Below are 25108 nucleotides of genomic sequence, written 5' to 3'. Positions count from 1 at the left end.
CGCGAATGGATAAAAAGAGGTTGATTTCGATCCCTGCTAAGGTAACTAGTATTGTATTTATTGTAATTGCTTTACTTGGGCTTAGCGCAAGCACAGTATCTCAGATTTTTACAGAGGGTCATGGGATTCTTTTATACATCATCAATGCAGTAGGAGATCTATTTGTATTGCTTGGTGCCATTCAGCTTTTCCGTGGAAAACAAAATGGGAAGACGCTAGTCATTGTCGGTAGTATTCTTTTTGGTACATACGGTATCTTCATGCTGGGAGAGTCGATTTTAGGTGGCGCTGTGACAGTCCTTATCGCCTTGATATTCATAATATTAACCAGATATGTGGTAATTAGTAATTGAGACAACGCATATCAAGATAACTCGAAACAAAGTAAGGACTTGAATAAGTATTAACCTAAAATGAGTACATATATATGGTACATAATAATCTGATTGAGGGGGAAGGGTTATGCAAGAAAAGGTATTTGTTACACATAGAAATCCAGATAGCAACCTGGTCTGCAGGTAAAAAAGTGTCGGAGCTGAGCGGATTTGGTTTTCTAGGCAAAATCGGAACCCTAATCAGCTCTTCAAACCATTCTTCCCTTTTTCTTTTTCAACAATCGTGCCCCGTTGAATAACCTTCTACCAATTTTTAACGTTTCAAATTTTTATAGAACGAGAGGCTCCCCATATGTCAGTATTTGATCAACAGAAAATCCCATTTTAGTTCATTTAACAAAACATATTTGAACCAACAATATTTTAGAAAGAGCCTTTGTTAAATATCATTTAACTAAAGGCAAATAAACGGTAAATGTCGTACCTTTATCAGGCTCACTCTCGACACGGATGAACCCGCCGTGGGCTCTGACAAGATGATGAGCGATCGATAATCCGAGCCCTGTTCCGCCCGTATGCCGCGAACGGGCTTTTTCTACGCGATAAAAACGATCGAATAGGTGGGTAAGCTCTTTAGCTGGAATGCCGATGCCGGTGTCTTTCACTGAGACACATGTATAGACCGTATTCCGATCCTGGACCTTGTCTTCAATTACAACCGAAACCTTTCCTCCTTCCGGCGTGTAGCGGATTGCATTAGTCAACAAATTGATGAACACCTGCGTGATCCGTCTAGCGTCCGCCATCACCGTTACAGGCTTCGTTTTTGAATAGAAGCTCATTTCCAGCCCGTTCTCCTCAGCCTCCATTTTCACATCATCAACGATTTGTTCAAGTCTTGCCGACAGATCGAGCGGTTTGCAGTCCAATGCCAAACGGCCCGCCTCAGCTAACGACAAGACATGAAGATCTTCCACAAGCAGGCTTAAGCGGATCACTTCGTCATGGAGTCTAAGCAGCATTTCCGGAGGGACGTATTGACCGGTCTGTTGAGCATTTTCTAATTTTAGCTGCATGATTGATAGTGGAGTTCGAAGCTCATGAGCGACATCAGCTACCAACCTCCTGCGGGCGTCCTCAGCTTCTCGGAGGCGAAGTGTCATATCGTTGAATGTCTGGATTACTTTACCGTATTCGTCTTTTGATTGTACAGGAACATTTACTTCCAGATCCCCCTGTGCAACGCGTTCGATAGCGGCAACGAGCTTTCTAAGCGGGATTGTCAGCACCCCCGAAACCCATAAACTGAAGAACAGCCCGGTTACTACGAATAATACCCATTTTTCAAGCCACATTTTCTGCATCTTACCTAAAAAGTAAGTCTTCAAGATGTCGATTTGTTCCCCTGGCGGTGCGTTCAAATAAGCTGCGTCGATTTCTTCCTTACGAAATTGATCGAACAAAGACTCCATGTATAACTGATTGGTAAGGATATGAGAGAAGCCGAGGATAAGAACGAGCAGTCCCGTGAAGACAAATATTTTTTGACGTACCGTCAACTTCATGATTGTTCACCAAATCGGTAACCGAAACCGTATACCGTTTGAATATAACGAGGATTGGCCGGATCGTCTCCCAGCTTGCGGCGAAGATTCCGGATATGGGAATCCATCGTTCTTTCATACCCCATATATTCGTCCGCGAGTGCGGTTTTTAATAATTGCAGGCGGCTGAAAACCATTCCGGGACGTGCAGCCAACGTGTACAAAATTTTGAATTCCGTTGGTGTCAGATGGATCTCCTGGCTGTCCTTAAATACCTGACATTTAGCCTCGGAAATGGTCAGGTTGTCTCTTTCCAAGAACATCGACCTGTCTTCAGGACCACGTAAGCGTCGAAGTAAAGCTCGGATGCGTGAAGCGAGCTCGCGCAAACTGAATGGCTTCGTCAAATAATCGTCCGCACCGATTTCCAGACCGACGATTTTATCCGATTCATCCGATCGGGCAGTGACCATAATAATACCGCAATGCGAGCTTTGCCTAATTTCGCGGCATACGTCGATGCCGCTCTTCTCGGGGAGCATCCAATCAAGCACGACGATATCAGGCCGTTCAGACTGGGCAATAGTGAGCGCTTCCTTGCCGGTACAGGCGGTCAATATCCGAAACCCTTCACGTTGCAGATAGATGTGCATTTCCTCAAGCATTCCTGGTTCGTCCTCCACAAGCAACAATTTCGTTTCCATTCCAATCACATCTTTCCAGTTTAGTCTGCTTCCAACGCGAGAATACACCATTTACAGAAAATTATACTGCAACTTAACTTGTTCTTGAAGAAGTCCTTACAAAAAGAGGAAGATCTGCATAAGTTCTCGACATTTATTGTTTAAACTGACTGTGAAACGAGAGAAATAGCCGCGTAGAACAAGAAAAGATAAGTGAACGGGAGGATCGTTTTCATGGAAACGTAATGATAAAAATGGAAGAAATGAGCTGAATTGTGTGCGATGTCGATTGAGAGTGCACTAGTTCATATTAAAGAAGCTATAGAAGACATCGGATATAAAGTGTAGAGCAACGCAATTGAAAGCTTGAAATGAAAAAATGAATGAACTCATGGGAATATGCACACCGGAGCAGTAGTCAAAGATGAGGAAGAAGATGGAGCAATTCACTTCGGGGTAACTAAAAGCACTTAAAAAAGAATCGAATGAATTGATTAACAGATTGAGCCTGGGACTCAAGCAGGTTGTGCCTCCTGAAAATAACGAGATCGTTGCGTTAGCAAAAGAGCCTATTTAACGACAAAGATTCTGAAGTTGAGCAAGCGATTGAACGATCTCAGATAGAAAACCTGACAGATCTTATTTTAACGAAAGCGAGGTTTATAAAGATGAGTAACTTATCCGTAAACCGCACTGAACCTGAAGTCGGGGATCACGCGGTAGAAATAACCAATGTTTCACCGCTAGTAGTTAAAGCGCGTTTAGTATTTAATGCAGTGGTAAGGATATTTGCGATTTGTATTTTGATCCAGGTGTTTCTTGCCGGTCTCGCACTGTTTTGGGATCCTGCCCAATGGGCCAGCCATACAGGCTTTGCCAGATTACTGATCATTGTTTCAATCCTGATACTTGTGATTTCTTTCATCGCACGGCTGCCGCTTTCTCTACGACTCCGTAGTGCAGGTTTGTTGGGCATCATCATTTTGATAGCGGTAAGCGCCAAATTACCGTCAGGGATTGGATATTTATCTGCTCTTCATCCGGTACTCGCTCTGATGTTGTTTTTTGGAACTGTGTCCCTCGCACGGAAGACCGATGCCCTCAAAAAAGAAAAAAAGCATGAATCTGCGGAGCAAAGCAGTTAAATTGAGTTTTAATCACAATCTTCAACATGGATGGATAGTAGAGATGCCACCCTAATTTATCAGTATATCTATTGGTCTTTCTATTCCTTATCGCGTCTGGAGTATCGCAGTATCTGCTTGTGCATGATTATGAGAATAGAACTCATTGGTTTCGAATCATTGTAATTGTTCTATATGGAATGTCCGGTATCCTAGTTCTCTTCATTATTTTTCCAAGAAACTAGATGACCCAGCACCGTAATCCTATCGAACTCTTCGAGCTATCAAGCAAATGATGGAAAGAACATTACCTTGAAGAACAAGAAGTGATTGCTCGCTTTAGTTTTTCTTATACAACCCTAAAATCTGTTGATTTGCAAAAACAACAAAAAGGAGGAATTAACAAATGAAAATGAAGCTAGTTTCATTCGTATTACTTTGTGCTTTTCTACTTGTGCCAACTTTAGCCTCCGCTGAAGTGACCAATGGTAATATTGGATACAAATTAACCACCGGGCGACTCTGGGTCACGATGGATGCGGTTGTGGGGTTGGTCAGTGCGATCCTCGCTGGGATATCTCTGGCCCGTTCTGCTGGTCGTTTCGGTATCGGCAGCGGGCGACGTGGTGCCATCGTGTCTATGGTGGTGGGACTGCTCGTTATAGCCTATGCTGGGGTGCATGTGACCATATTCCCTGGTGGTCCTGGCACCGGTGACGGGCGAGTCGGGGCTTACTTTGCAATAATGTTTGGGCTTACAAGCATGATCCTCGCTGGGCTAACTCTACGCCGCTCCCGCCGACGCGTAGGCTGACCCGATCATGGTGTCCGATGATGTGGCTCCTGTCCTTGGGCATGTCCCGGTGGGTGCAGGGTCAGTTATAGTTTTGAGAAGGTAAGGGAATGAAAATAAAAAAACGAATTGTATCAAGCTTCAAGAGAGCTTGGAAAACTCCTGTAATCGCCATGATCATGTTTTGGGTAACGACGTCTTTTGGACGAAATCCTCATAATTGGCAAAATAGCATTTGATGTTGCTAAAAAAGGAGAATAGGCATGAAGAATAGAATTGGAATCGATAAATGGGTGTCAGGCCCAATAACCAGATGGGTTATTTTGCTTATTTGGTTAGTCGCTGCAGGGCTGTTAAACACGCTGGCACCTCCCATTAGCAAAGAAGTTGTGAATAATGCTCCCCCATTGACTGACGCCAGGCCATCCGTGCAAGCAAGCGAATTGGTTTTGAAAGAATATCCGAATGCGGAAGATGCTCTTGCCCTATTCGTGTGGCACCGTCAAGGAGGACTGACCGATACCGACCTGCAGCGCATCCAACAATTTACCGAAAGATTATCGACGCATCCCGTACCGTATCAGACATCCGTACCGCCATTGCATCAAATGTCGCTTCAAGCTTTGAAAACGAAGCTGTCGGATGACGGCAGCACCATCGTCTCGCCAGTATTCTTCAGTAAAAGCGAGCAATCGAATGAGTGGAAGGAAGGTGTGGATCAAGCGAAAGAAGAAGCAACCGACATATTCGGTTCAGATCCGTTCGCCGTCGCCATCGATTCTCCGGCTGACTTGAACGCAAGAGTTACCGGTCCAGTCGGCATACAGATCGACGCAACCGGAGTATTCGGTCAGGCCGACAAAACGTTGCTCTTCGGTACCGTACTACTTGTGCTCGTGCTGCTGTTGCTCATTTACCGCTCGCCGATTCTGGCTATGCTCCCGCTGGTTGCCGTAGGCATCGCTTACTCCGTCATCAGTCCGATTTTGGGTTGGATGGTGCACAGCGGCATGATAACGGTAGAAAAGCAAGGAACCAATATCATGACGGTATTATTGTTCGGCGCAGGTACGGATTATTGCTTGTTCCTCATTTACCGGTTCCGTCAACTGCTCAAGACCGAACCGGACAAGGGCAAGGCACTTCGCGGTGCCATTACCGGATCGTCCGGTGCTATCGCGATTAGCGGTTTAACCGTCATTCTCTCGCTCCTTACGATGATTGTTGCAGAGTACGGTTCGTTCCGACTACTCGCCGCACCGTTTGGGATTTCCATCTTCATTATGGTCCTGGCCAGCTTGACGCTTGTTCCTGCTTTGCTCGCCATTATGGGGCGCGCTTCGTTCTGGCCGTTTATTCCGAGGACGCCGGGTATGCTGGCTGAACGAGCCAAGCGCAAGGGACAATCGGCCCCGACTTCAAACATGCCTTCGCGCAATATTATCGGTACTCTTGTCGTACGTCGGCCTTGGCTCATTATAGTCCTGACCTGCTTGGTGCTTGGCGGATTTGCCGTATTCTCAACTCAGGTTAAGTTCACGTTTGATAAGCTGGCCATGTTCCCAAAAACGATGGCATCCATCGAAGGATTCTCCGTCATCGGAGAGCAGTTCTCGCCAGGCGAACTCGCCCCTGTTAAAGTAATCGTGGATACCGGCGGCAAGGATCGGGACGTCGCACAGACTTTGGCCTCGCTTCCTTATGTGACACAAGTATCAGAGCCACAGGCAGGGAATATGAACCCTGCAATCCTGGCGTATGACGTACGTCTTAACCTGAATCCTTATTCGACGGAAGCGATGAATCTCATTCCGGAACTTCGCCAAACGGTTAAAAATAAGCTGAATCAATTGGGCGACGCGAATGCGGCGAAGCATGTATGGATTTCTGGAGTGACAGCGGAGCAATATGACACGAAAGAAACAAACATACGAGATATGAGCATCATTTTGCCGCTAATCATTCTCATGATCGCAACTCTCCTAGTCGTGTATCTGCGTTCTTTGATTGCTGCAACTTACCTTATTCTAACCGTATTACTCTCGTATTTGTCGGCGCTGGGATTAGGGTGGATCGTCTTGCACCACTTCCTAGGCATGGACGTGATTCAAGGTACTATTCCGCTTTACTCGTTTGTATTTTTGATCGCACTAGGCGAGGATTACAACATTTTCGTGATATCTTCCATATGGCAAAAAAGCAAGCACATGCCGTTGAAACAAGCAGTCTTGGAAGGCGTGGGGGAGACGGGATCCGTCATTACATCGGCAGGCCTCATTCTTGCTGGTACGTTCGCCGTTTTGATCACGATGCCGGTTCAGTTGATGTTGCAAATGGGAGTTATTGTCGCGCTCGGGATTTTGCTGGATACGTTCGTTGTGCGTCCTTTCCTCGTACCGGCCATTACTCTGCTCCTCGGTAGATGGGCTTTTTGGCCCGGGCGCCGAAACTCCGGTTTAGGTACTGAATTAACATCTATTGAAAAGCAATTCGAGGCCAATTGATAGGATTTTCAAAGGATTATAAACATGACTAATGCATGAGTTTAACATTATTCGTTCATGGGAATATGTACTACAAAATCTGAACAATCCTAGGATAGTTTACAGTGAAAATTAATAGGGGGGTGGAATGAAAATGAGAATAAGGATTATAGCAATAATCTTCTGTGGTCTGTTCATCTTCCCCCTGTTCAGTTCAGCGCGTAGTGATGAAAGCAGGAAAAAAGAGCAATATGAAGCTTCAGTTTTCTCCGAAGTGGATGCGTATATTGCTCGTGAAATGAAACGACAACGTCTTCCCGGGCTGGCTCTCGGGATTATACAGGGGGATCGCATTCTTTACCTTAAGGGGTATGGTCAAGCCGATTCATCGGGTCGTCCTGTAACACCTGAAACACCTTTCGGATTAGGATCAATCGGCAAGTCGATTACTGCTATTGCCGTTCTGCAACTTGCCGAATCAGGAAAAATTGACTTAGATGCGCCTATACAGCGCTATCTCCCCACCAAGTATAAAGGTGCAGAGTTCATTACTGTACGTCAGTTACTTAACCAAACAAGCGGATTCTCCCAAATCTCGACTTTTGACAACACGTTGACAAGTATCAATGTTCAATATCAAGAAGCTATAGAGAAAAACGCATTGTCTTATGCGGAAAAGTTTTTAACGCAAACCAACAAAATCGAACACACTTACAGGTATTCGAACGCAAACTATGTACTGCTTGGCTATATCGTGCAACAAGTATCCGGCCAGTCCTATGGCGACTATGTGAAAGAGCATATTTTCAGCCCTCTATCTATGCATAACAGTTTCGTTACGCTCGATGAAGCAGCTGAACACGGACTGGCTACTCCCCACCGTCGGATCTTTGGATATAACGTTGCCTACGATGGCCCCTATGTTTATATTCCAGGGGATGCGCCAGCAGGCTACCACTACACCAATGCGAAGGACATGAGCCATTACTTGATTGCCCAAATGAACGGCGGCCGATTTGAAGAAGAATCCGTGCTCTCTTCGGAAAACATACGACTAATGCAGACAGAACCTGTTCCGCTAACGTACGGCATGGGTTGGTCGACAGATTATATTAACGGTTTACAGGTTATCGGTTCGCCGGGTGGCTCGTTAGGCTTCCAAGCCCAAACTTTTATGGTTCCAGAACAACAACTGGGAGTTATCGTGTTCGCAAACGTACTTGACGCGATCGATGCCGAATGGCCCGATACACACGTCATTACGACTACCCACATAGCCTCCGGGGTTATAAACTTACTGAATGAGAAACCGATTGGAGGATCTGGTCTAAGCATTTCGCAGAAATACTGGCTTGTAAATGGATTAATACTCATATTCAGCGCATGGCTATTATATACGACCGCCCGAACTGCGAAACGCTGCCTTGGACCGTTGAATCCTGACAATTCTGGCCACACTGATATATCTATTAAAGTTATATCAAGAATTGTACTGGATTTTGCAGGTCTGTTTATTATCCTGTTGTTGAATACGACTCAAATTGTACCGTTATGGCATATTGCAACAATCTTTCAGCCGGACGTATACGTTTGGCTGATGGTGATGACTGTACTTATGACACTGAAGGGAACCATGGGAATTATTCGGTTGGTTCGGTCGATTAGGCATGAAAGAACATCAGAGATGAAATTTTGAGATAAGTTGGAAAATAGAAGGAGATTTCACTTTATAATGGGAGCCCCTCTTACAAAATGTGAAAAACGGACGCTAAGCGAAAATTAGATCAAACAGGCCGGAAATTCCGTATACTAAGGAAATCCGACTTGTTTTGTTGAATAACTAAAGCTTCTATTAGCATATTTAGTGAAAAAACATTTGTTACTTTATATCAAAATTAAACATTTAAATCCTTTTTTAAATAATAATGCTTAAAATGACGACCAACATTATCAATAGATCCAAACACTTTATATCCATGTTTTTCATAAAAGCCTAAAGCTTGAAAACTCAAAGTATCTACTTTTATGAAATCACATTGTCTATCTTGAGCCATTTTTTCTATTTCTAATAATAGTTTAGTTCCAAATCCAAATTTTCGGATTTCTTCGTCTACAATTAAGCTATAAATCTCCAGCCAGTTCCAACACACTGCTCCTATTATAGCACCACGAACATTACTGTTTTCGTCACGAAGATACAGGCTTATTTCCTCATATCTACCTCTTAAATCTTCTGGGAAATGTGCTAAATTATATTTAAAAAGTTCATTATCTATGTGTTTTTTGTCATCATTATTTAACTCTTTGGTAATATGTAAATTCATTATCATTTCTCCTCTGGATGTTATTTTACTAATTTTTTTTAAAAAAGTACTTCTTCTTTCTCTATTTCTTATACTATACTGCACCGTATCTATAATTCCTTCTTCAAATATATAGCCCTATTTATTAAAAAAGGCACAATTCCTCTTCAAGAATTGCGCTCGATTATTGAAAATCAATAATATTATTATTAGCTATAATACGATTCATACTTATTGAGAAAATACCCACCTGAAATCGTGTGTAGTGTCTAAACCCTAGATTGTCCTTGAAATAGACTCGCAACAACAGTGATAAAGGAGCATGAAAACTTGAACTGACAATGTACTAATGATTGTTAATCCAATCGCTTCGCTAAACATGCTTAAGGCGAGTGGTCCTATTACATATTAGTTGAATCACCTATTTTAACGACTTCATAAAAGTAACCCTTGAATAGTCGTTTTGAAAGAAATCTTTCTCGAAGCTAGTCATTTCAAAGCCAATATTACGATAGAAAGTTAGAGTGCCTTCATTTCCAACATGTCCTAATGTATAAAGAATTACTTGTTTTTCTCCCAACTCAACCAATCTATTGCAAATAGTATTGATTAAAGATTTTCCTAATCCCTGTCGTTGAACTTTATTTGAAGCAACCACTCCGACTATTTCAAAAAGACCAACTTCAACGTTATACATATAGCCGGCATGACCGACAATTTCGCTATTGTCCGTTAATGCTACAAAGTAACAACTATGTTTATCATCTTGATTAACCAAAAAGTCATTCCAACGTTTAGGGTATTGTTCTATGATGAACTTAGGGAACTGGAGGGGGTGACCAGCCATCATATTTTCCACTTGATTTTGGTCATCCTTCGTCAATAGGCGAATCAAACAACCACTCTCCTTACATAGACTATTAAAGGGTCAAACCTTCCAATCATACTCCATTAGCGTAGCTGTATTTTTCGCTCGTTCTTCTCCTAATAACTTACTCACCACGTATAGAGACATATCAATTCCAGCAGATACACCAGCAGAAAGTATTATTTTTCCATTGTCAATATAACGAGCGTTCTCTATTATTTCCGCTGTTTCTGGAGCAATTTCCTTCAGTTCGTTAATAGCAAGGCGATTTGTCGTAAGTTTCAATCCATCCAGCAAATTTGCTTTCGCTAAAATTAAGGCTCCCGTACAAACAGAGAGGAGAAGTTCAACGTCATTTGAAACTTCGCGAATCCATTTCGTGATGATTTCGTTCTGCATTTCTTTTCTGGAGCCCCATCCTCCGGGTATGATTAAAATATCAGGATTAGGACAGTTATAAATGGTATACGTTGGGTTGATGCTGAGATTCCCTAATGCAATGATAGGGCGGTCGTGTTCAGCTACTGTGTAGACTTTGAAGTCTTTCCCCCGGTTGCTTCCGGTAATAAATACTTCAAACGGTCCTGTAAAATCTAAAACCTCTACATTGTCAAAAATCAAGATCGCTACATTTCTTGGTTGCCGTACTTCCTCCATACGATCATCTCCCCAAAAATAATAAAAAGTATCTGGTTTTGAGACCAAATACTTTGCCCAGGCGTACGGCTAATATGATAATATGTGCTCCCTCGTGGTACTCCACGTTTACGCCAGTAACACATACCGATAAATTCCTAATCCCTTTATATCAAATTTATCTGAAAATTACAACGTGTTATTTGAACTCATTATCATCATCGTATTAATTGTTATTCCATAGAAATCATGGGGAATCCTTACTCAAGCTAAAGTTCAATAAAAACTTGTTTATGAATATTTGTTCAATTATATTGGGAATATAGAATATTTTCCGATAATTATTCGACTACCTAAATCAGTTGGGAATACAAGACAGAGGGGTGAGTGACATTTCAGAACAAAGGAATGCACCAGAAGTAAGGATTGAACCTTGGGCTGAAGGTGATCTTGATTTGCTCCATCTTCTAAATACGCCTGAGATGACATTACACTTTGGAGGACCAGAGACCGAGGAAAAAGTCCTATCTCGTCATAAGCGGTATTGTGAGATCACAGGAAAAGGAACTGGGCGTATGTTTAAGATTCTTTTGCTTCCGCAGCTTGAACCCGTAGGTAGTGTAGGCTATTGGGATACGATTTGGCAAGAAGAATCGGTTTATGAGATAGGTTGGTGTGTTTTAACAGCATATCAAGGTAGAGGAATAGCGACAGAAGCAACAGCAAAAGCCATCGCTTATATCAATTCTGAAAAGAAGCGCAGTTTCATTCATGCTTTCCCTAAAATCAATAATCCCGCTTCTAATGCTATTTGTCGCAAGCTAGGTTTCTCGTTTATTGGTGAGTATGATTTTGAATACCCCAAAGGCTGTTTCATACGAATTAATGACTGGATGTTGCCAGTTAGTGAAAAGTGAATATTAGATTACGGAGAAATTGGATGTCTTTTTAGCTGAAAATAAGCATTTACGTTTAGTTAACACGACTGGACCTAAGAGGTCTGCAAAATTGTGACTTTAAAAGTATATACTCAAATGAGATAAAATGGATTGTGTCTATTCAAGAAAAAGGCGCCATTCTTGAATAAGAAGGTGCCTTTCTGAATGTAACGGATTAGTGGCAAATCAAACTGGTTTGATCAGAGAATATTTATGTCCATATAACGGATATAGCTTAAATGGGTGCCTGACCCATTTTTCGGACTATCAATGTTAACATGTGTAAGGGCTAAATTTACTAATAATTAGCCCCTACACTCGTTTCCGTATTGTGTCTAGTCTTTAGATGTTCTTTGCAAACGACTCACCACAGCCGTAATGATAATCACAACCAAGGCAGGCAGTAGCCATCCAAGTCCTTTGTTGTATAGCGGTAATGTATTTTCATAGAAGGAAACGACCGGCACCATCCAACCAAAATAATCAATTTCTAATGATTGGCATAGTGATTTCAACCCATCAAAGATACTAATCAAAAACGTAATAGCAATTGTTAATACATATACAATCCGTTTGTGATTAAATAATGGTGATAGAAAGGTCAAAATCATTAATACAATTGCAAGTGGATAAAGGAACATGAGAACAGGGACGGAGAATGTAATAATGTTCGTTAATCCAAAGTTAGCAAAGATGAATGATAGTGTAACAAAAAATATGACTAATGACTTATAGCTGAATCTCGGGAATAGTGTTTGAAAATATTCAGCACATGCTGTTGTTAATCCAATTGCTGTCGTTAAGCATGCAAGTATGATCAGAACCGCCAGTAAGACTAGTCCAATTTCTCCAAAGTAATAAGATGCAGCGCTGCTTAGTACGGGCCCGCCGTTCTCAGTAATTCCAAGGCTTTCTGTGCTCGTTGCTCCCATATACGCAATTCCAATGTAAATGGCTCCGAGTATAGATATGGCAATGAGACCCGATTTTACAGTTGCTCCTAGAACCCCTCTTTTTGATGTGATACCGAGTGCACGAACTGAATTGATGACAATAATACCAAATACAAGGGAAGCAAGTGCATCCATCGTGTTATATCCGTCTAAAAAACCTTTTACAAAGGCCCCGTTTGCATATCCCCCTACGGGAGCCTGAATAACACCCATTGGCTTAGTGACAACCATAAATAATAGAATAGCGAGGAGAATCACGATGCCCGGTGCCAATATTTTCCCAACGTTATCAACGATCTTTGCCGGGTTAAGAGAAAACCAAAGTGTAGCAGCGAAAAATAGAAATGTAAAAATGAGTAATCCACCTTGCTGAAATCCTTCACTTACAAACGGTGCGATTCCCACTTCATATGCCACAGTGCCTGTCCGAGGTGAGGCAAAAAATGGACCAATCGTTAAATATAGAAGACAGGTGAAAAAGATGGCATACGTTGGATTCACTCTGCTCGCAAGCTCTTGCAAGTTACGGCTTCCGGAAAAGCCCATCGCCAAAATCCCAAGCAATGGTAAACCAACGCCAGTTATTAAAAATCCCGCTACAGAAAGCCAAAGATTTGAACCAGCGTTTTGCCCTAATTGTGCTGGGAATATTAAGTTTCCTGCACCAAAGAATAAGGCAAACAACATAACTCCAATTGCAGTATATTTTGAAAATGGTAATTTTTCGTTCATCCTATCTGTTCCCTTCTTAGATGCATAAAGTATAGTAATTCATATTCTGTATGGAATATTTCAGTGAAATCTATGCTACTACCAAATTATCAAAAAAACAACCTCTAGAGACAAAATTTTTAGATAATTGTATGGTCCTTTTTTTTCCAAATTTATTGAATCATACCCAGTTTTTTTTTCTATCTTCTTGTTCATAGCAATTGAAAAATGCTGTAAATGGCAGTATCTTTTATGAATGAAAAAAAGCTAAAATACGCAAGTAATGCATATCTTAGGATCTTTAGTTTTTATTCCTTATATAATTTAACAATCTGTAGGTAATTATGTTTTCTATCACAAAAACCATTAGTTTGTTAGCAACTCCTGTATTTTTCTATTCCACATATTATAGAAGACCCATTAGAATCAAAGAACAGCTAAACCTTGTGACCCAAAGTAAGGAATGTTAGTCCATGAAGCGACCTGCAATCTTACTAGACTACCATCATCTTGAATAGAAAATACCGAGACAGTACCCTGATTTCCATTAAGTGTGTAAAAATGCCTTCCATCTTTACTCACCCCAACATCTATCGGGAGACCTGGTGCTGTACCTGTCGGTGTACTGGTAATATGCCTTACCACCGATAGTACTCCATTGGGAGCGATTTGGTAGGTGGAGATAGTGCCGCTTAAGGTGTTGGTAACGTATGCAAAACGTTCATCTCTCGTTGTTATCACCCAGCAAGCGGTTTTATATCCGTCTGGAACAGAACCGCTAATCACACGAAGAATCCCGTCGGTTCTAAATGAATAAGATGACAACGCGTTTGAACCTGCTTCTGTAACTAAAAGGATTCCCGTGGATAGAAAATGAGCGCCCAATGGTCCTTGACCATAAGAATCATTAACAATCGGTTCTCTAACCGTCCCATTTTTATTTACTTGGAATACACTGAGATGGTTTGATGTAAGTTCGGATACAAGGATTTTTCTGCCATCGGGAGTAAAGAGAACCTGCGCCGGTTGGGCATTAAAAGTACTAAGAGAGTGGGTGGACCCGGGAATAGGAGTAAGGAGACCGTTATGATCTATGCGAAATCCAGTGATATTGGAGGCGAAATTGTTAGCCACATTCCCTACATTAGCAACATAGACAAGATTACCAAACACATCTACTGTATTGGGCTGAGCACCTCCTGATGGCTTCACATCCGCGAGAACGGGTGCACCGCTGTCAGTAATAATAAAGCTGCTGATACTATTGTCTCCTGCGTTTACTGCAAGCAAAAAACGTCCATCACGAGACAAAGTTAGGGATCCTTGTGATGTAAGGGGATCGACGCCATCGTTTGCCGTTGCCGTGGAGACTTCCCTTGTACCAGTACCTCTACCATAAGTTGGATAAGAACCCGCAAAATTAAGCATTCCATTCGTGTCCCTAGAAAAGGCAATGATTTGATTCATTACTTCATTATTAGTCATAATATAGACCATACTAACACTCGCACGATAATACTCATTTTGCATTTTATGACTCTCCTCCTTTCATAATTTTATATGGTTCTTTTGCAGGTTCAATTCTCCGTTTTGTCGAATCCACTAAAATATAAGTAAAAATCTCATCAGCAATCAAATATCGAAAAAACTTTTAAGAACACAAAAAGTGCCCCATATAAGAGGAAATGAACTTGATGATATAGGATGAAATTTTTCATACCACTATCAAGTTCTTTTTTTAGTCCTATCACTTTCAAATCGTGTGACGAATGCAATCAATATACCTACTAGATGAAAAGGAATACACATTTTAGACATGTGAATATGATAGGAATAATCAGTTAATGGAGGTGGAATATGGACTGCAATCCTTTACGTTATCTGGCGATAGGCGATTCCCTCACTATAGGTATTGGTGTTCCGTTTTTGGACCCTGGATTTGTTGAATATTTCAGAGGTTTAAGTCAGCAAATGTTAAAAAGGTATATCTCTTATCAAAAATATGCAAGGTCAGGGGCAACAACAAAGGATGTCTTAGCAATGCTTCATTCGCCGAATGTGATGGAAGCTGTTAAGCATGCGGATATCATTACGATTACAGCGGGAGGGGATGACTTAATAAATGCAGCTAAAAGGTTTTTAACAAATAAAAACGATAAGAGTGTGGCTCAAGCTATTCAACAATCAAGGGATCACTATGTAAAAATATTAGAAAGACTTCACCGTCTAGACAAACAGGAACATTACATGATACGGCTAACGAATTTATACAATCCGTTTCCCGATATTCCGATAGCAGAAGCGGGGATTAAAGAGTATAATTCCATGATCCAAAGTTTCAGTTCAGAGAAGAATGTTAAAGTTGCTGATATTTATAGTATTTTTAAAAGGAAAGAAAAGGTTTTATTATCGCATGGAGGTATTCACCCAAATAGTAAGGGGTATTATCAAATGGCATTAGCTATTAGTAGGCTAGGATATTCCCCATTGGAGATTGGTCAGAGGGGGAGTTAGAAAGACGTTTTGAGCAAGCATGGTATTCTGAGCGGGCAGGAGGGTCCTTTTTTAGCAACACAGTCCTACCAGCCTTTTTCTGGTGATAACTTGGTAGTCTCTTGCTTTTATCCTCTTTTTAATAGCTGTTCTTTGGATGTCCATTAAAGTGGTAAAGAAGGTTTAGGTCAGTTATATATTGATTGTCACAGCCTAAATTTTGATAAACTGAAATATACGGGAGAGTTTTTGGAATAATCTGTTTAATTTGATTAGTTAGTCCTGTTTTCTTTATATCAATTGGAAAAAATTGATTGTGTTTCCGAATGATAACGACTCTTTTCCCTCCACAAAAAATAAGCTTCATTCGTATCTAATTTCTTCTAAACATAACCACCACTTTCTTGTAGTCATGTATTGGCTATTATCATGTAAAAATAGATGTTGAAGTTACAAAAAAGCTCCTGCCCTATAATAAGGACGGGAGTTTTCATTTTTTCGCTGAAAGCTTTATTTAGACCAAGAGTGTAGTAAAGGTTAATCATTTTGATAGTGTATATTTGAAGTCTTAGTCTTCGGTGAGTGTGGTGCACAAGCTCCATATTTGTTCGACATTTTGAGGATTTGTTGCGTATTTAGGATAGCTACTTGAACCGAATATGTTCTTCAATTGTGTAAAGCCTACTTCGGTTGTTGATGGATTAACAATCTCTCTCTTATGATTGATAAGCTGGCCAGTAACATTCTTAAATTCATCCGAAGTACAAATATGAAAATAATTATCGGCCATGCCCGATGGCAAAGGATTAGTGAGGTTTTGTAACCGTGCAAATACTTTCCAAATGGAATTCATTTTTTCGATTGTCTCTTTTGATAGTTTTACGCGGTTGATCATAAGGGCATTGACTTTGATCCCCATGCTTTTTAATTCTTCAGCCATTTTAAAGGTTAGGATCAATAACGCCATTTTCGAGTCTCCATACATCTTGTAAGTGCTATATGGCCGCTTGTCCTTCAGTTCTCCACGCAAATTGTCGAACTCGATCTCCCTTTTCGGGTCGAAGAAATTTTTAATGTTTGTTGTACAAGCATTAAGGATTCTTGGGTCTGGTGATTTTGCGAGATGTTCTACCAATAAACGAGTCATTAAAAAAGGACCAATTGTATTAGTAGCGAATGACAATTCGATATTATCGGGACTAAGTTTATATTCTTTTTCACCGTGATTTAAGTAGGCTGCGTTATGTATCAGGATGTCCAATCGCGGGTATTTGGATTTAAAAGCCGTGCAAAATGTACGAATCGAATCAAAAGAAGAAACATCAAGCTCCATCAGATCTACTTTTTTATTTTTTGTAATTCCGATAATGTCTTTTTGTGCCGCTGTACTAATTTTCATATTGCGACAAGCCATGATAACACGGTAGCCTTCTGTTGCAAATTTAAGGGATGCTGCTTTACCAATCCCGGAATTTGCCCCCGTAATCATAACAATTTTTTCTTTCATCAGAAACCTCCTGTTTAAATCAATCATTTCTGTCTTGATAACAACAACTCACTAGCTTCTTAAATATAAAATCAAAAAATAGATTAATAGGCAATATGTAATATGAAAATATTACCATTAAATAAAAGGGAAAGATGTCGAAACTTGGAACGAAACAATGTTTAGTCGACGGAGAATTCTAAATGGTTGATCACTTAAAAAACTACTTAAATACGTTAGTATGAGTGAAACATTCTAGCTAATTTGGCTGGGCTGTAGTTTTATTAATTGAGTAATACATAACATACGTTAAGTAGAAATGAAAAGGTAAATTTCACTAGAAATATATAGTGTATTCGTTCACAATAAATTTAATGTACATAGGAAAGGAAGCATTTGTCATGAATGATGTGATGAAACGTAACAATGTGAAGGTAATGGGAGAGGGAGAGCAAACAATTATTTTTGCGCATGGATTTGGTTGTGATCAGAGCATGTGGCAATATATCGCTCCTAAATTGGCAGAGAGCTATCGAATTATTTTATTTGACTATGTAGGGTCAGGAAATTCAGACATCACCGCGTACCAATCTGAAAAGTATAGCACTCTTCATGGTTATAAGCAGGATGTTCTAGATATAATTGAAGGAATGGATCTTCAACATATACTATTTATTGGCCATTCGATTAGTTCAATGATTGGTATGCTTGCTGCAATTGAGCGACCGGATTACTTCGATAAGCTAATAATGATTGCGCCTTCGCCTTGTTATTTAAATGATACAGACGGATATGTTGGTGGGTTTGAACAAAGTGATATTAAAGAATTACTTGCGATGATGGAGATGAATTTTGCAGGATGGGCAAGCTATTTGGCGCCTTTAGCTATGGACCAATCTAAGGATTCTAAGCTAACGAAAGAACTGGAGAGTAGCTTTGTCACGACGGATTCTCGTGTAGCAAAGGAATTTGCAGAGGTAACATTCTTTTCGGATTATCGTTCGAGTTTACCATTAGTAAAGGTACCTACACTTATTATTCAATGCTCGAAGGATAGCATTGTTCCAATAGAAGTAGGAGAATATTTAAATAAGCATTTACAAAATAGTACGCTTCAAATCATAGATGCAAGAGGTCATTATCCGCATATTAGTCAACCTTTAGAAACATCTAAGATTATAATAGATTATCTAATGAATTAGTTTATCAAAGGGGATTAATGATGGATGAAAGATTAAGAGAGGCACCTTGTGGGTTTTTATCGATTGACCGTAATGGCTATATGATTGAGGTCAATAAAACCTTTCTTGAGTGGATGGGCTGCAAGCAAGAGAATCTAGTAGGAAAGCATTTTGAATCGTTATTGACGACGGGAAATAAGCTGGTTTTTCATTCTTATTTTTATCCGAATATTAATTTACATGGGTATGTAGAAGAGCTATTCATTAATCTTAGAAACCAAAATGGTGAATCCGTTCCTTATTTGATGAATGCAAGACGTATAGAGCAAGGTAGTATTGAAATAATTGACTGTGTTTTGGTTCAAATGAAAAAGCGAATTGATTATGAATTAGAATTACGTACGACTAAAAAACAATTGGAAGAGGCCTACATAAAAAAGGATCTAGCTTTTGCAAAACTAGAACAAATCTATCTTGAAATAGAGAAGAAACAGATTGAATTAATGGAAATTAATTCAGGATTAGTTAAAATTTCAAATACAGATAAGCTCACAGGCATTCCTAACAGAAGATTCTTTCAAGAAAAGCTAGAAGAGCAGATTGAATGGTACCGCAAAGAACAAAAGACGTTCTCTCTGCTTATGATTGATATTGACCATTTCAAAAAAGTGAATGATACATATGGGCATCAAATTGGTGATATTGTCCTTGCGAAATTAGCTAATATCCTGAAAAATCAGGCGCGACCTAAAGATATTCCTGCACGATTCGGTGGTGAAGAATTTACAATTATTCTTCCGAATACTGATGTGGAAGAAGCAATAGCAATTGCTCAGAATATGAATCATCAGGTTGAAATAGCTGAATGGAAAGAGACTGGAAGTTTAACAATAAGTATTGGAGCAGCGACATTTACTAAGAATGATACAGAAGAATCGATCATGAAAAATGCAGATCAAGCTCTCTATGCTTCCAAAGAAATGGGTCGAAATCGAGCCACGCATTTTAGAGAGTTGTCTTAAAAAAATGAAGCAAATTTATAGTGAAGTAGACTTTAAAAGTGGAGCGCCATTTAGCTTCACTTTTTTTGTTCTCTAAGTAGGCAGACCATAAGAGCAAGAATGAGGACGAAATGGAGGTCGATTACTTGATAAAATGGGTCCAACAGTTGCTAGCGGGATTTTTGTTCCTGGTTGGATCGAAGACGATGATATTAAAGAAATTATAATGAATATTAGCGCTCCATTAAGTGTTTATCTTTATCAAGTCTAATAAAATGTAATAAGCTAAAAGAATTAGGCGTTAAATGTTTTAGTTTTGGAAATGCCTTATCTGACAAAATAATAGCATTTTTAGAAAAAAATGCTGCACACTTAATAAAGTGTATGGATACTGCTCATTTATACGAGGACTCATGTAGAAAGGACAGTGAGGTACGATGGTGACAAATATCAATCTTTCGTTTGAAGAAATGTGGGAAAAGATAATAGCTTGTGATCGTAAATATGATGGCCTATTTTTTACGGCAGTGAAAACAACTAAAATCTACTGTCGTCCTTCCTGTAGATCAAGGAAGCCCAAAAAAACGAATGTAGAATTTTACCATGACATCAATGAAGTTGAAAAAGCTGGTTTTCGTGCTTGCAAAAGATGTCAGCCAGAAGTAGAGCATTCTCCTCATGTTGGTCTTGTCAGAAATGTCATTACGTTCCTAGTCAATCATTATAAACAAAAGTTGATATTAACAGATATAGCAAATCAAGTAGGTTTAAGTCCATTTTATTTAGAACGCTTATTTAAACAAGAAACCTCTGAGACCCCGCGTTCTTATTTAGAAAAAATACGCATCGATAAAGCAACCCACCTTCTTAAATGCTCAACCTTGACGAATCTTGAGATCTGCTATGAGGTGGGATTTCAGAGTCCTTCCAATTTTTACAAGGTTTTTCGTAACTTAAAAAACTGTTCACCTAGTGAATATCGAAAGGAATTCCAAAATGGATTGGATTGATCATGAATCATATTTGGAAATTTATCCTCCTAAGGAATTTAATTTTGAAGAGTGTTTAATTTTTTTAGGCAGATCAGACCAGGAAGTGCTTTATCAAATTAAAGAGGGGTCTGTATATAAACTAATAAAGGTTAAAGAATCTTTGATTTTATGTAAAATAGGTTTTTTCAATGATTCCATAAAGGTTGAATTTCCAGTAAGCCCCCCATCAAATCACTTTCGCAAAATAGTGGCAGAATATATTTGGGAATGGTTTGATTTGAATCAGGATTTAGAGGGATTTTATCAAGTGGCTAGTAAAGATAAAGTTTTAAAGAAACTCGCACATAAATATTATGGCTTACGGATTTTGTGCATTCCGGATTTATTTGAAGCGCTAGTATGGGCAATTATCGGACAGCAAATTAATTTAACCTTTGCTTACACTTTAAAAAAACGCTTTGTAGAACAATTTGGAGAATGTCTAATTTTCGAAGGGGAAACATTTTGGTTATTTCCCTCATTTGAAAAAATTGCATCAATAGAAATGGAGGATTTAAGGAAACTTCAATTTACTGTTAGGAAGGCAGAATATATAATTGGCATTGCTAAAGCCATGATAAATGGCGAATTAACAAAAGAATTATTGCTTCAGAAACAAGATTATCATCAGGTACAAAAATCATTGATGTCGATAAGAGGTATTGGAGCATGGACGGCAGATTATGTGATGATGAAATGTTTACACTATACCTCTTCCTTCCCAATTGCGGATGTCGGCCTTCATAATGCATTAAAGAATGTATTAGGAATTGAGAGAAAACCGACTATAGAAGAAATTGAAGAATTAGCAGCAAATTGGGAAGGTTGGCAGGCATATGCTACTTTTTATCTATGGAGGTCCTTATATGACAAAAATATATAAATTAGATTATGAATCGCCGATTGGAGTGATAGAAATAATCGGTACCCAAGAAGCGATTATTTCTATTCTGTTCTCTGAAGAGAATAAAAAAGTGCATTTTTTACAACCTGAAACTCCTCCTGTTTTAGCAGAATGCTATAACCAACTTGACGAATATTTTAAAGGCGATCGCCATGAATTTACATTCCCATATCAATTTGAAGGGACAGACTTTCAGAAAACGGTGTGGGGAGCTTTAATAGAAATTCCCTATGCAAAAACTGGGTCTTATAAGGATATTGCCGTTTCCATTAGGAATGAAAAAGCAATCAGAGCGGTAGGAAGTGCAAATGGGAAAAACAAGTTAAGCATTGTCATTCCTTGTCACAGAGTAATTGGTTCCAATGGAAAATTAACCGGATATGCAGGAGGTCTGTGGAGAAAAGAATGGCTGCTTCAACATGAGAGATCTTGTCAGAAGTAAAAAGGAAGAAGGTAGAACGCTAAATGATCTCATTTTGATACGTTACGGTGAATCGTACCACAAGTATGCACAAAGTTATTTTTAGTAAAAGCGTCAAAGAACAACTCATTGACCTGCGAACAATTTCAAAATATTTTTTCTAAAAACACTAATACCAATTGCAGGAGAGGGGAGTATGCCTACTTCCATCAATTCTTTTGAACTTTAGTGAGTAGAAAGCAATAGTGCTTTATTCTCGAGAATATGAAGGAAGGGATGCATTTTTTATTAAAGTGCATTCCTTTTTTGGTTTTAAATCTCATTTTCCCTTCTTTTTTCATCCACATTTATTGTGAAAATAGGAATAAAAGACTTGAAGATAAGCAACCAATTGGCCTATTTACAATAAATGGAATTCGAAATACTATTAAACTATCAATTCAAAATACCACGAGCTTTTACCTTTTAATGTAGAAGAGAGGTGTTTAGTATAAGAAAATTGTAAGCGCAAACAGCCACTGTCAATCTTTTATAAAAAAAATCGAGGAGTGAGGAAATGAAAAGGAAAATAGCAGCTAGTTTCCTATGTGCAAGTTTGGTATTTAGTAGTTTCACAGCGGTGCAACATGCATCTGCAGAAGATAGTGCTCCTGCATCTACAATACAACAGCTTGACAGCAAGCTTTATGAAAAAAGGGGTTATCAATTAGAAGTAATTGCCGATTCTAATAATCCTAGTCTTCAAACGATTATTCCGGATTTTGTGGAGCTTTATTTTAAAATGTTTCCAAAGCTGGTAAAGGATTTTTCGGCTGATCGGAAAAGTGCGCCCACAAAGGTCATATTGAAATTTGATCCAACCTATGATGGCGTGGCTTATGCAAGTAACGGTACGATTGTTGTAGGTGTCGATTACATAGTCTCTCGCCCATATGATATTGCGCTGTTTACGCATGAATTATCTCATATCGCTCAGGCATATCCTCGCTATGATAATTCCAACTGGTGGTTAGTCGAAGGGATATCAGATTATATTCGTTATGCCTATGGCCCTCATGATGGAAGGTGGATATTACCAGAGGAAGTAAAAGACACAGACAACTATAATAGTGGATACCGGGTTACGGCTCGTTTTCTATTATGGCTAGAACAGCATAAAAATAAGAGGATTGTTGATGAATTAAATGCTCAACTCCAACAAAATACGTATGATTTAAATTCTTTTAAAACATTAACTGGAAAGTCCATTGATGAACTATGGCAAGAATACAAAGAAAATCCAGACGTAAAGGTAAAATATAAAATAAAAAACGACAAGTGACAGTGGTCAACACCCACAAAAAGAAGGTTAATAGATTCCGACACAATTAGATTATTATATTAATTGAGCACTGGACATGCTATTGGACATAGAACCTAAACGGGCCTGATTTTCCTGCTAATTCTAACCTGATCATAAAGTTAGTAAAAATGTATTAACTTACTATAAAGCCGATAAATTAGAAATGACGCCAGATTTAAAATGAAAAATAGTAAGTAGTACATTTTAGAGAATTGTAGACACTGAAATTACATCTCAGTGTCTACTTTTGCCTCTTACATCCCCATGGAACCATATTTTTGATGCTTCTCTTTATATTCGATTAAGCTCCTCCAATTTTACGGCGATAGCTGTAACCATTTCTCCCGTCACTTTTGGAAGATAAGATTTTAATACCTCATTAACCATTCGTACCATTACGCCGCTTGCAGTGATGTCTAGAAAGCCGGTTATCCTCGTTTTATTTTTACCGATTGCTTCTGCTAGGTAATATCCCCCGCCTGAAAGTTTTCCACTTTCCCCCTTTAGATCAAAAGTAACCTTTGTCGGTTCGATCCATTCTTTTATCGTAACCATTAGACTAATCTTTTTCTTTATAATTCCAATATCACTATAAAATTCCCAGAGGGACTGGCGATTCGTAAATTTCCGATGTTGAATATATCCTGAAATAAGTGGCGCCCAGTTATCCATGTTCTTAACAAAATCCCAAACCTTATGAATTGGTAAATCCACCTCAACTTGATGCATTCCGCTTGGCATACCATTTCCTTCTTTCTATATGAAGACATTTAATTAATTATATGTTCGTTCCATTAAAAGGGGATTTGTCCCTTAAGGATGTTTAATGTTGAGGTTATCAAAGGGCAATCTATTCCGTTGATTTTGGTGGGACAGTTGGTTACAGCTTAAAAGGAGCAATGTATTATTCGTAAGAGAGGTTTGGACATATAGCAATGAAACAGTCGGATACATAATGAATCGGGCTGTTATTTTATGGATAATTACTTTTAGAGCGATTTTAAAAAGTCACAAACTTTGTCTACATTTCAATCAATAAATCGCATTCTGATATTCTCCTATCAATCTCCTAGTGATACGATAATAAGAATATAGAACATTGAGATGAGGGATATTGTATGTTCCTAGATAAACTAAAAGAACAGTTAAATCAAAATAATTCCCTATTTATAGGAGAGGAAACCGCCTTTCGTTCAGCCGTTTTGATTCCATTAGTCCAAGTAGATAAAGAATGGCATGTCCTTTTTGAAGTACGTTCAGCGACTATGAGAAAACAGCCGGGTGATATTTGTTTTCCTGGTGGTAGAATCGACTCGACTGATCCATCCCCATTGGCAGCAGCTTTACGAGAAACATATGAAGAATTAGGTGTCGATTCCAAAACAGTTACTGTTTTAGGGCAATTAAGTCCTTATATTGCTTCTCCTTCATTTGTTATCTACCCATTTATAGGGATCGTTGATTACGATCAAATCATTCATTCCTACAACAAAGAAGAAGTGGAAGAGGTATTTACAGTACCAGTTAAATGGTTATTGGACTATGAGCCGTATATGCATTTAGTTTCCTTTCAACCTACACCTTCAGCAGACTTTCCTTTTGAAAAAATAATGAACGGTACCCAGTATCAATGGAGGGCTCGTTCATTGGAAGAATGGTTTTTTGAATATGAGAAGTATACCATCTGGGGGATAACAGCTAGGATATTAAGACATTTTATCGAGATGATAAAATAAGTGAGGTTTCTTTTTATATAGAAATCTAAATAAAATACTTATTCAAGAAAGAGCAGAATGATGAATTCAAACTTATCATTCTGCTCTTTCTTTTGTGCGTTTTAATAAGTAGGACTAAAATGTTGTAAAAAATCGTCTGTAA

25 protein-coding genes and 1 riboswitch are annotated in these 25108 nt (G+C 39.2%); of the genes, 16 read left to right on the top strand and 9 right to left on the bottom strand.

The window, feature by feature from the left end; genetic code table 11:
• Positions 1–5 precede the first annotated feature (5 nt).
• A complete protein-coding gene (locus KHA93_RS16715) occupies positions 6–353 on the top strand; it encodes a hypothetical protein (RefSeq protein ID WP_213111776.1) in 348 nt (115 codons plus the stop codon).
• 428 nt (positions 354–781) lie between these two features.
• Here the strand turns inward: KHA93_RS16715 and KHA93_RS16710 are convergent, their stop codons facing one another.
• Together KHA93_RS16710 and KHA93_RS16705 are read right to left on the bottom strand one after the other, a co-directional pair.
• Positions 782–1900 carry a sensor histidine kinase gene (locus KHA93_RS16710; protein WP_213111775.1) on the bottom strand — a complete coding sequence of 373 codons (1119 nt, stop codon included), beginning with the start codon at positions 1898–1900 and terminating at the stop codon, positions 782–784.
• Positions 1897–2583, bottom strand: coding sequence for a response regulator transcription factor (locus KHA93_RS16705; RefSeq protein WP_213111774.1), 687 nt, complete (start codon positions 2581–2583; stop codon positions 1897–1899). Before KHA93_RS16705 ends, KHA93_RS16710 begins: the two co-directional genes overlap by 4 nt.
• A gap of 647 nt (positions 2584–3230) precedes the next feature.
• Here KHA93_RS16705 and KHA93_RS16700 point away from each other — a divergent pair.
• From KHA93_RS16700 to KHA93_RS16685, 5 genes are all read left to right on the top strand, one after another.
• Positions 3231–3707, top strand: coding sequence for a DUF6220 domain-containing protein (locus KHA93_RS16700; protein WP_213111773.1), 477 nt, complete (start codon positions 3231–3233; stop codon positions 3705–3707).
• Between the two features lie 385 nt (positions 3708–4092).
• The gene (locus KHA93_RS16695) at positions 4093–4500 is read left to right on the top strand and encodes a DUF6223 family protein (protein WP_213111772.1); all 408 of its coding nucleotides are present in this window, start codon (positions 4093–4095) and stop codon (positions 4498–4500) included.
• 89 nt (positions 4501–4589) lie between these two features.
• On the top strand, positions 4590–4718 hold the full coding sequence (locus KHA93_RS23580) for a hypothetical protein (protein WP_267917518.1): 129 nt from the start codon (positions 4590–4592) through the stop codon (positions 4716–4718).
• 24 nt (positions 4719–4742) lie between these two features.
• The gene (locus tag KHA93_RS16690) at positions 4743–6983 is read left to right on the top strand and encodes an MMPL family transporter (RefSeq protein ID WP_213111771.1); all 2241 of its coding nucleotides are present in this window, start codon (positions 4743–4745) and stop codon (positions 6981–6983) included.
• 127 nt (positions 6984–7110) lie between these two features.
• On the top strand, positions 7111–8658 hold the full coding sequence (locus KHA93_RS16685) for a serine hydrolase domain-containing protein (RefSeq protein ID WP_213111770.1): 1548 nt from the start codon (positions 7111–7113) through the stop codon (positions 8656–8658).
• Positions 8659–8857: 199 nt separating this feature from the next.
• On the opposite strand, the gene KHA93_RS16680 is transcribed toward KHA93_RS16685, so the two are convergent.
• The 3 genes from KHA93_RS16680 to KHA93_RS16670 all read right to left on the bottom strand — a co-directional run bounded on the left by KHA93_RS16680 (position 8858) and on the right by KHA93_RS16670 (position 10790).
• Entirely contained in the window at positions 8858–9286 is a 429-nt protein-coding gene (locus KHA93_RS16680) for a GNAT family N-acetyltransferase (RefSeq protein ID WP_213111769.1), read from the bottom strand.
• A 400-nt stretch (positions 9287–9686) separates the two neighbouring features.
• Positions 9687–10160, bottom strand: a complete 474-nt coding sequence (locus tag KHA93_RS16675; RefSeq protein WP_233711204.1) for a GNAT family N-acetyltransferase — start codon at positions 10158–10160, stop codon at positions 9687–9689.
• 33 nt (positions 10161–10193) lie between these two features.
• Positions 10194–10790, bottom strand: coding sequence for a DJ-1/PfpI family protein (locus KHA93_RS16670; RefSeq protein ID WP_213111768.1), 597 nt, complete (start codon positions 10788–10790; stop codon positions 10194–10196).
• A 48-nt stretch (positions 10791–10838) separates the two neighbouring features.
• A riboswitch (ZMP/ZTP riboswitch) is annotated at positions 10839–10921 on the bottom strand.
• Positions 10922–11131: 210 nt separating this feature from the next.
• On the opposite strand from KHA93_RS16670, the gene KHA93_RS16665 reads away from it, so the two are divergent.
• On the top strand, positions 11132–11686 hold the full coding sequence (locus tag KHA93_RS16665) for a GNAT family N-acetyltransferase (RefSeq protein ID WP_233711203.1): 555 nt from the start codon (positions 11132–11134) through the stop codon (positions 11684–11686).
• A 356-nt stretch (positions 11687–12042) separates the two neighbouring features.
• Here KHA93_RS16665 and brnQ read toward each other — a convergent pair whose 3' ends face one another.
• Positions 12043–13392: a branched-chain amino acid transport system II carrier protein gene (brnQ, locus tag KHA93_RS16660; RefSeq protein ID WP_213111767.1), complete on the bottom strand. Its 1350-nt coding sequence runs from the start codon at positions 13390–13392 to the stop codon at positions 12043–12045.
• Between the two features lie 405 nt (positions 13393–13797).
• Positions 13798–14901 carry a lactonase family protein gene (locus KHA93_RS16655; protein WP_213111766.1) on the bottom strand — a complete coding sequence of 368 codons (1104 nt, stop codon included), beginning with the start codon at positions 14899–14901 and terminating at the stop codon, positions 13798–13800.
• Between the two features lie 327 nt (positions 14902–15228).
• On the opposite strand from KHA93_RS16655, the gene KHA93_RS16650 reads away from it, so the two are divergent.
• Positions 15229–15885, top strand: coding sequence for a GDSL-type esterase/lipase family protein (locus KHA93_RS16650; protein WP_213111765.1), 657 nt, complete (start codon positions 15229–15231; stop codon positions 15883–15885).
• A 547-nt stretch (positions 15886–16432) separates the two neighbouring features.
• Here KHA93_RS16650 and KHA93_RS16645 read toward each other — a convergent pair.
• A complete protein-coding gene (locus KHA93_RS16645; protein ID WP_213111764.1) occupies positions 16433–17371 on the bottom strand; it encodes an SDR family NAD(P)-dependent oxidoreductase in 939 nt (312 codons plus the stop codon).
• 380 nt (positions 17372–17751) lie between these two features.
• Here KHA93_RS16645 and KHA93_RS16640 point away from each other — a divergent pair, with 380 nt between their 5' ends.
• From KHA93_RS16640 to KHA93_RS16615, 7 genes are all read left to right on the top strand, one after another.
• Positions 17752–18552, top strand: a complete 801-nt coding sequence (locus KHA93_RS16640; protein WP_213111763.1) for an alpha/beta fold hydrolase — start codon at positions 17752–17754, stop codon at positions 18550–18552.
• 20 nt (positions 18553–18572) lie between these two features.
• Complete coding sequence (locus KHA93_RS16635; RefSeq protein WP_213111762.1) at positions 18573–19553, top strand: sensor domain-containing diguanylate cyclase; 981 nt, start codon at positions 18573–18575, stop codon at positions 19551–19553.
• Positions 19554–19686: 133 nt separating this feature from the next.
• On the top strand, positions 19687–19803 hold the full coding sequence (locus KHA93_RS23325; RefSeq protein WP_233711202.1) for an isocitrate lyase/phosphoenolpyruvate mutase family protein: 117 nt from the start codon (positions 19687–19689) through the stop codon (positions 19801–19803).
• 166 nt (positions 19804–19969) lie between these two features.
• Positions 19970–20542, top strand: a complete 573-nt coding sequence (locus KHA93_RS16630; RefSeq protein WP_213111761.1) for a bifunctional transcriptional activator/DNA repair enzyme AdaA — start codon at positions 19970–19972, stop codon at positions 20540–20542.
• On the top strand, positions 20529–21446 hold the full coding sequence (locus KHA93_RS16625; RefSeq protein ID WP_213111760.1) for a DNA-3-methyladenine glycosylase family protein: 918 nt from the start codon (positions 20529–20531) through the stop codon (positions 21444–21446). The genes KHA93_RS16630 and KHA93_RS16625 overlap by 14 nt, the downstream gene beginning before the upstream one ends.
• Entirely contained in the window at positions 21430–21909 is a 480-nt protein-coding gene (locus KHA93_RS16620; protein WP_213111759.1) for a methylated-DNA--[protein]-cysteine S-methyltransferase, read from the top strand. The genes KHA93_RS16625 and KHA93_RS16620 overlap by 17 nt, the downstream gene beginning before the upstream one ends.
• A gap of 535 nt (positions 21910–22444) precedes the next feature.
• Entirely contained in the window at positions 22445–23209 is a 765-nt protein-coding gene (locus tag KHA93_RS16615; protein WP_213111758.1) for a basic secretory protein-like protein, read from the top strand.
• Between the two features lie 312 nt (positions 23210–23521).
• Here KHA93_RS16615 and KHA93_RS16610 read toward each other — a convergent pair whose 3' ends face one another.
• Positions 23522–23971, bottom strand: a complete 450-nt coding sequence (locus tag KHA93_RS16610) for an SRPBCC family protein (RefSeq protein ID WP_213111757.1) — start codon at positions 23969–23971, stop codon at positions 23522–23524.
• A 377-nt stretch (positions 23972–24348) separates the two neighbouring features.
• On the opposite strand from KHA93_RS16610, the gene KHA93_RS16605 reads away from it, so the two are divergent.
• Entirely contained in the window at positions 24349–24966 is a 618-nt protein-coding gene (locus KHA93_RS16605; protein WP_213111756.1) for an NUDIX hydrolase, read from the top strand.
• Positions 24967–25108: the final 142 nt, after the last annotated feature.

Origin of the sequence: Lederbergia citrisecunda (genome assembly GCF_018343695.1) — a bacterium.
Classification (GTDB): Bacteria; Bacillota; Bacilli; order Bacillales; family Bacillaceae_C; genus Lederbergia; species Lederbergia citrisecunda.
The sequence above is the reverse complement of the archived record's forward strand: the minus strand, read 5'-3'. Positions and strand labels throughout refer to the sequence as shown.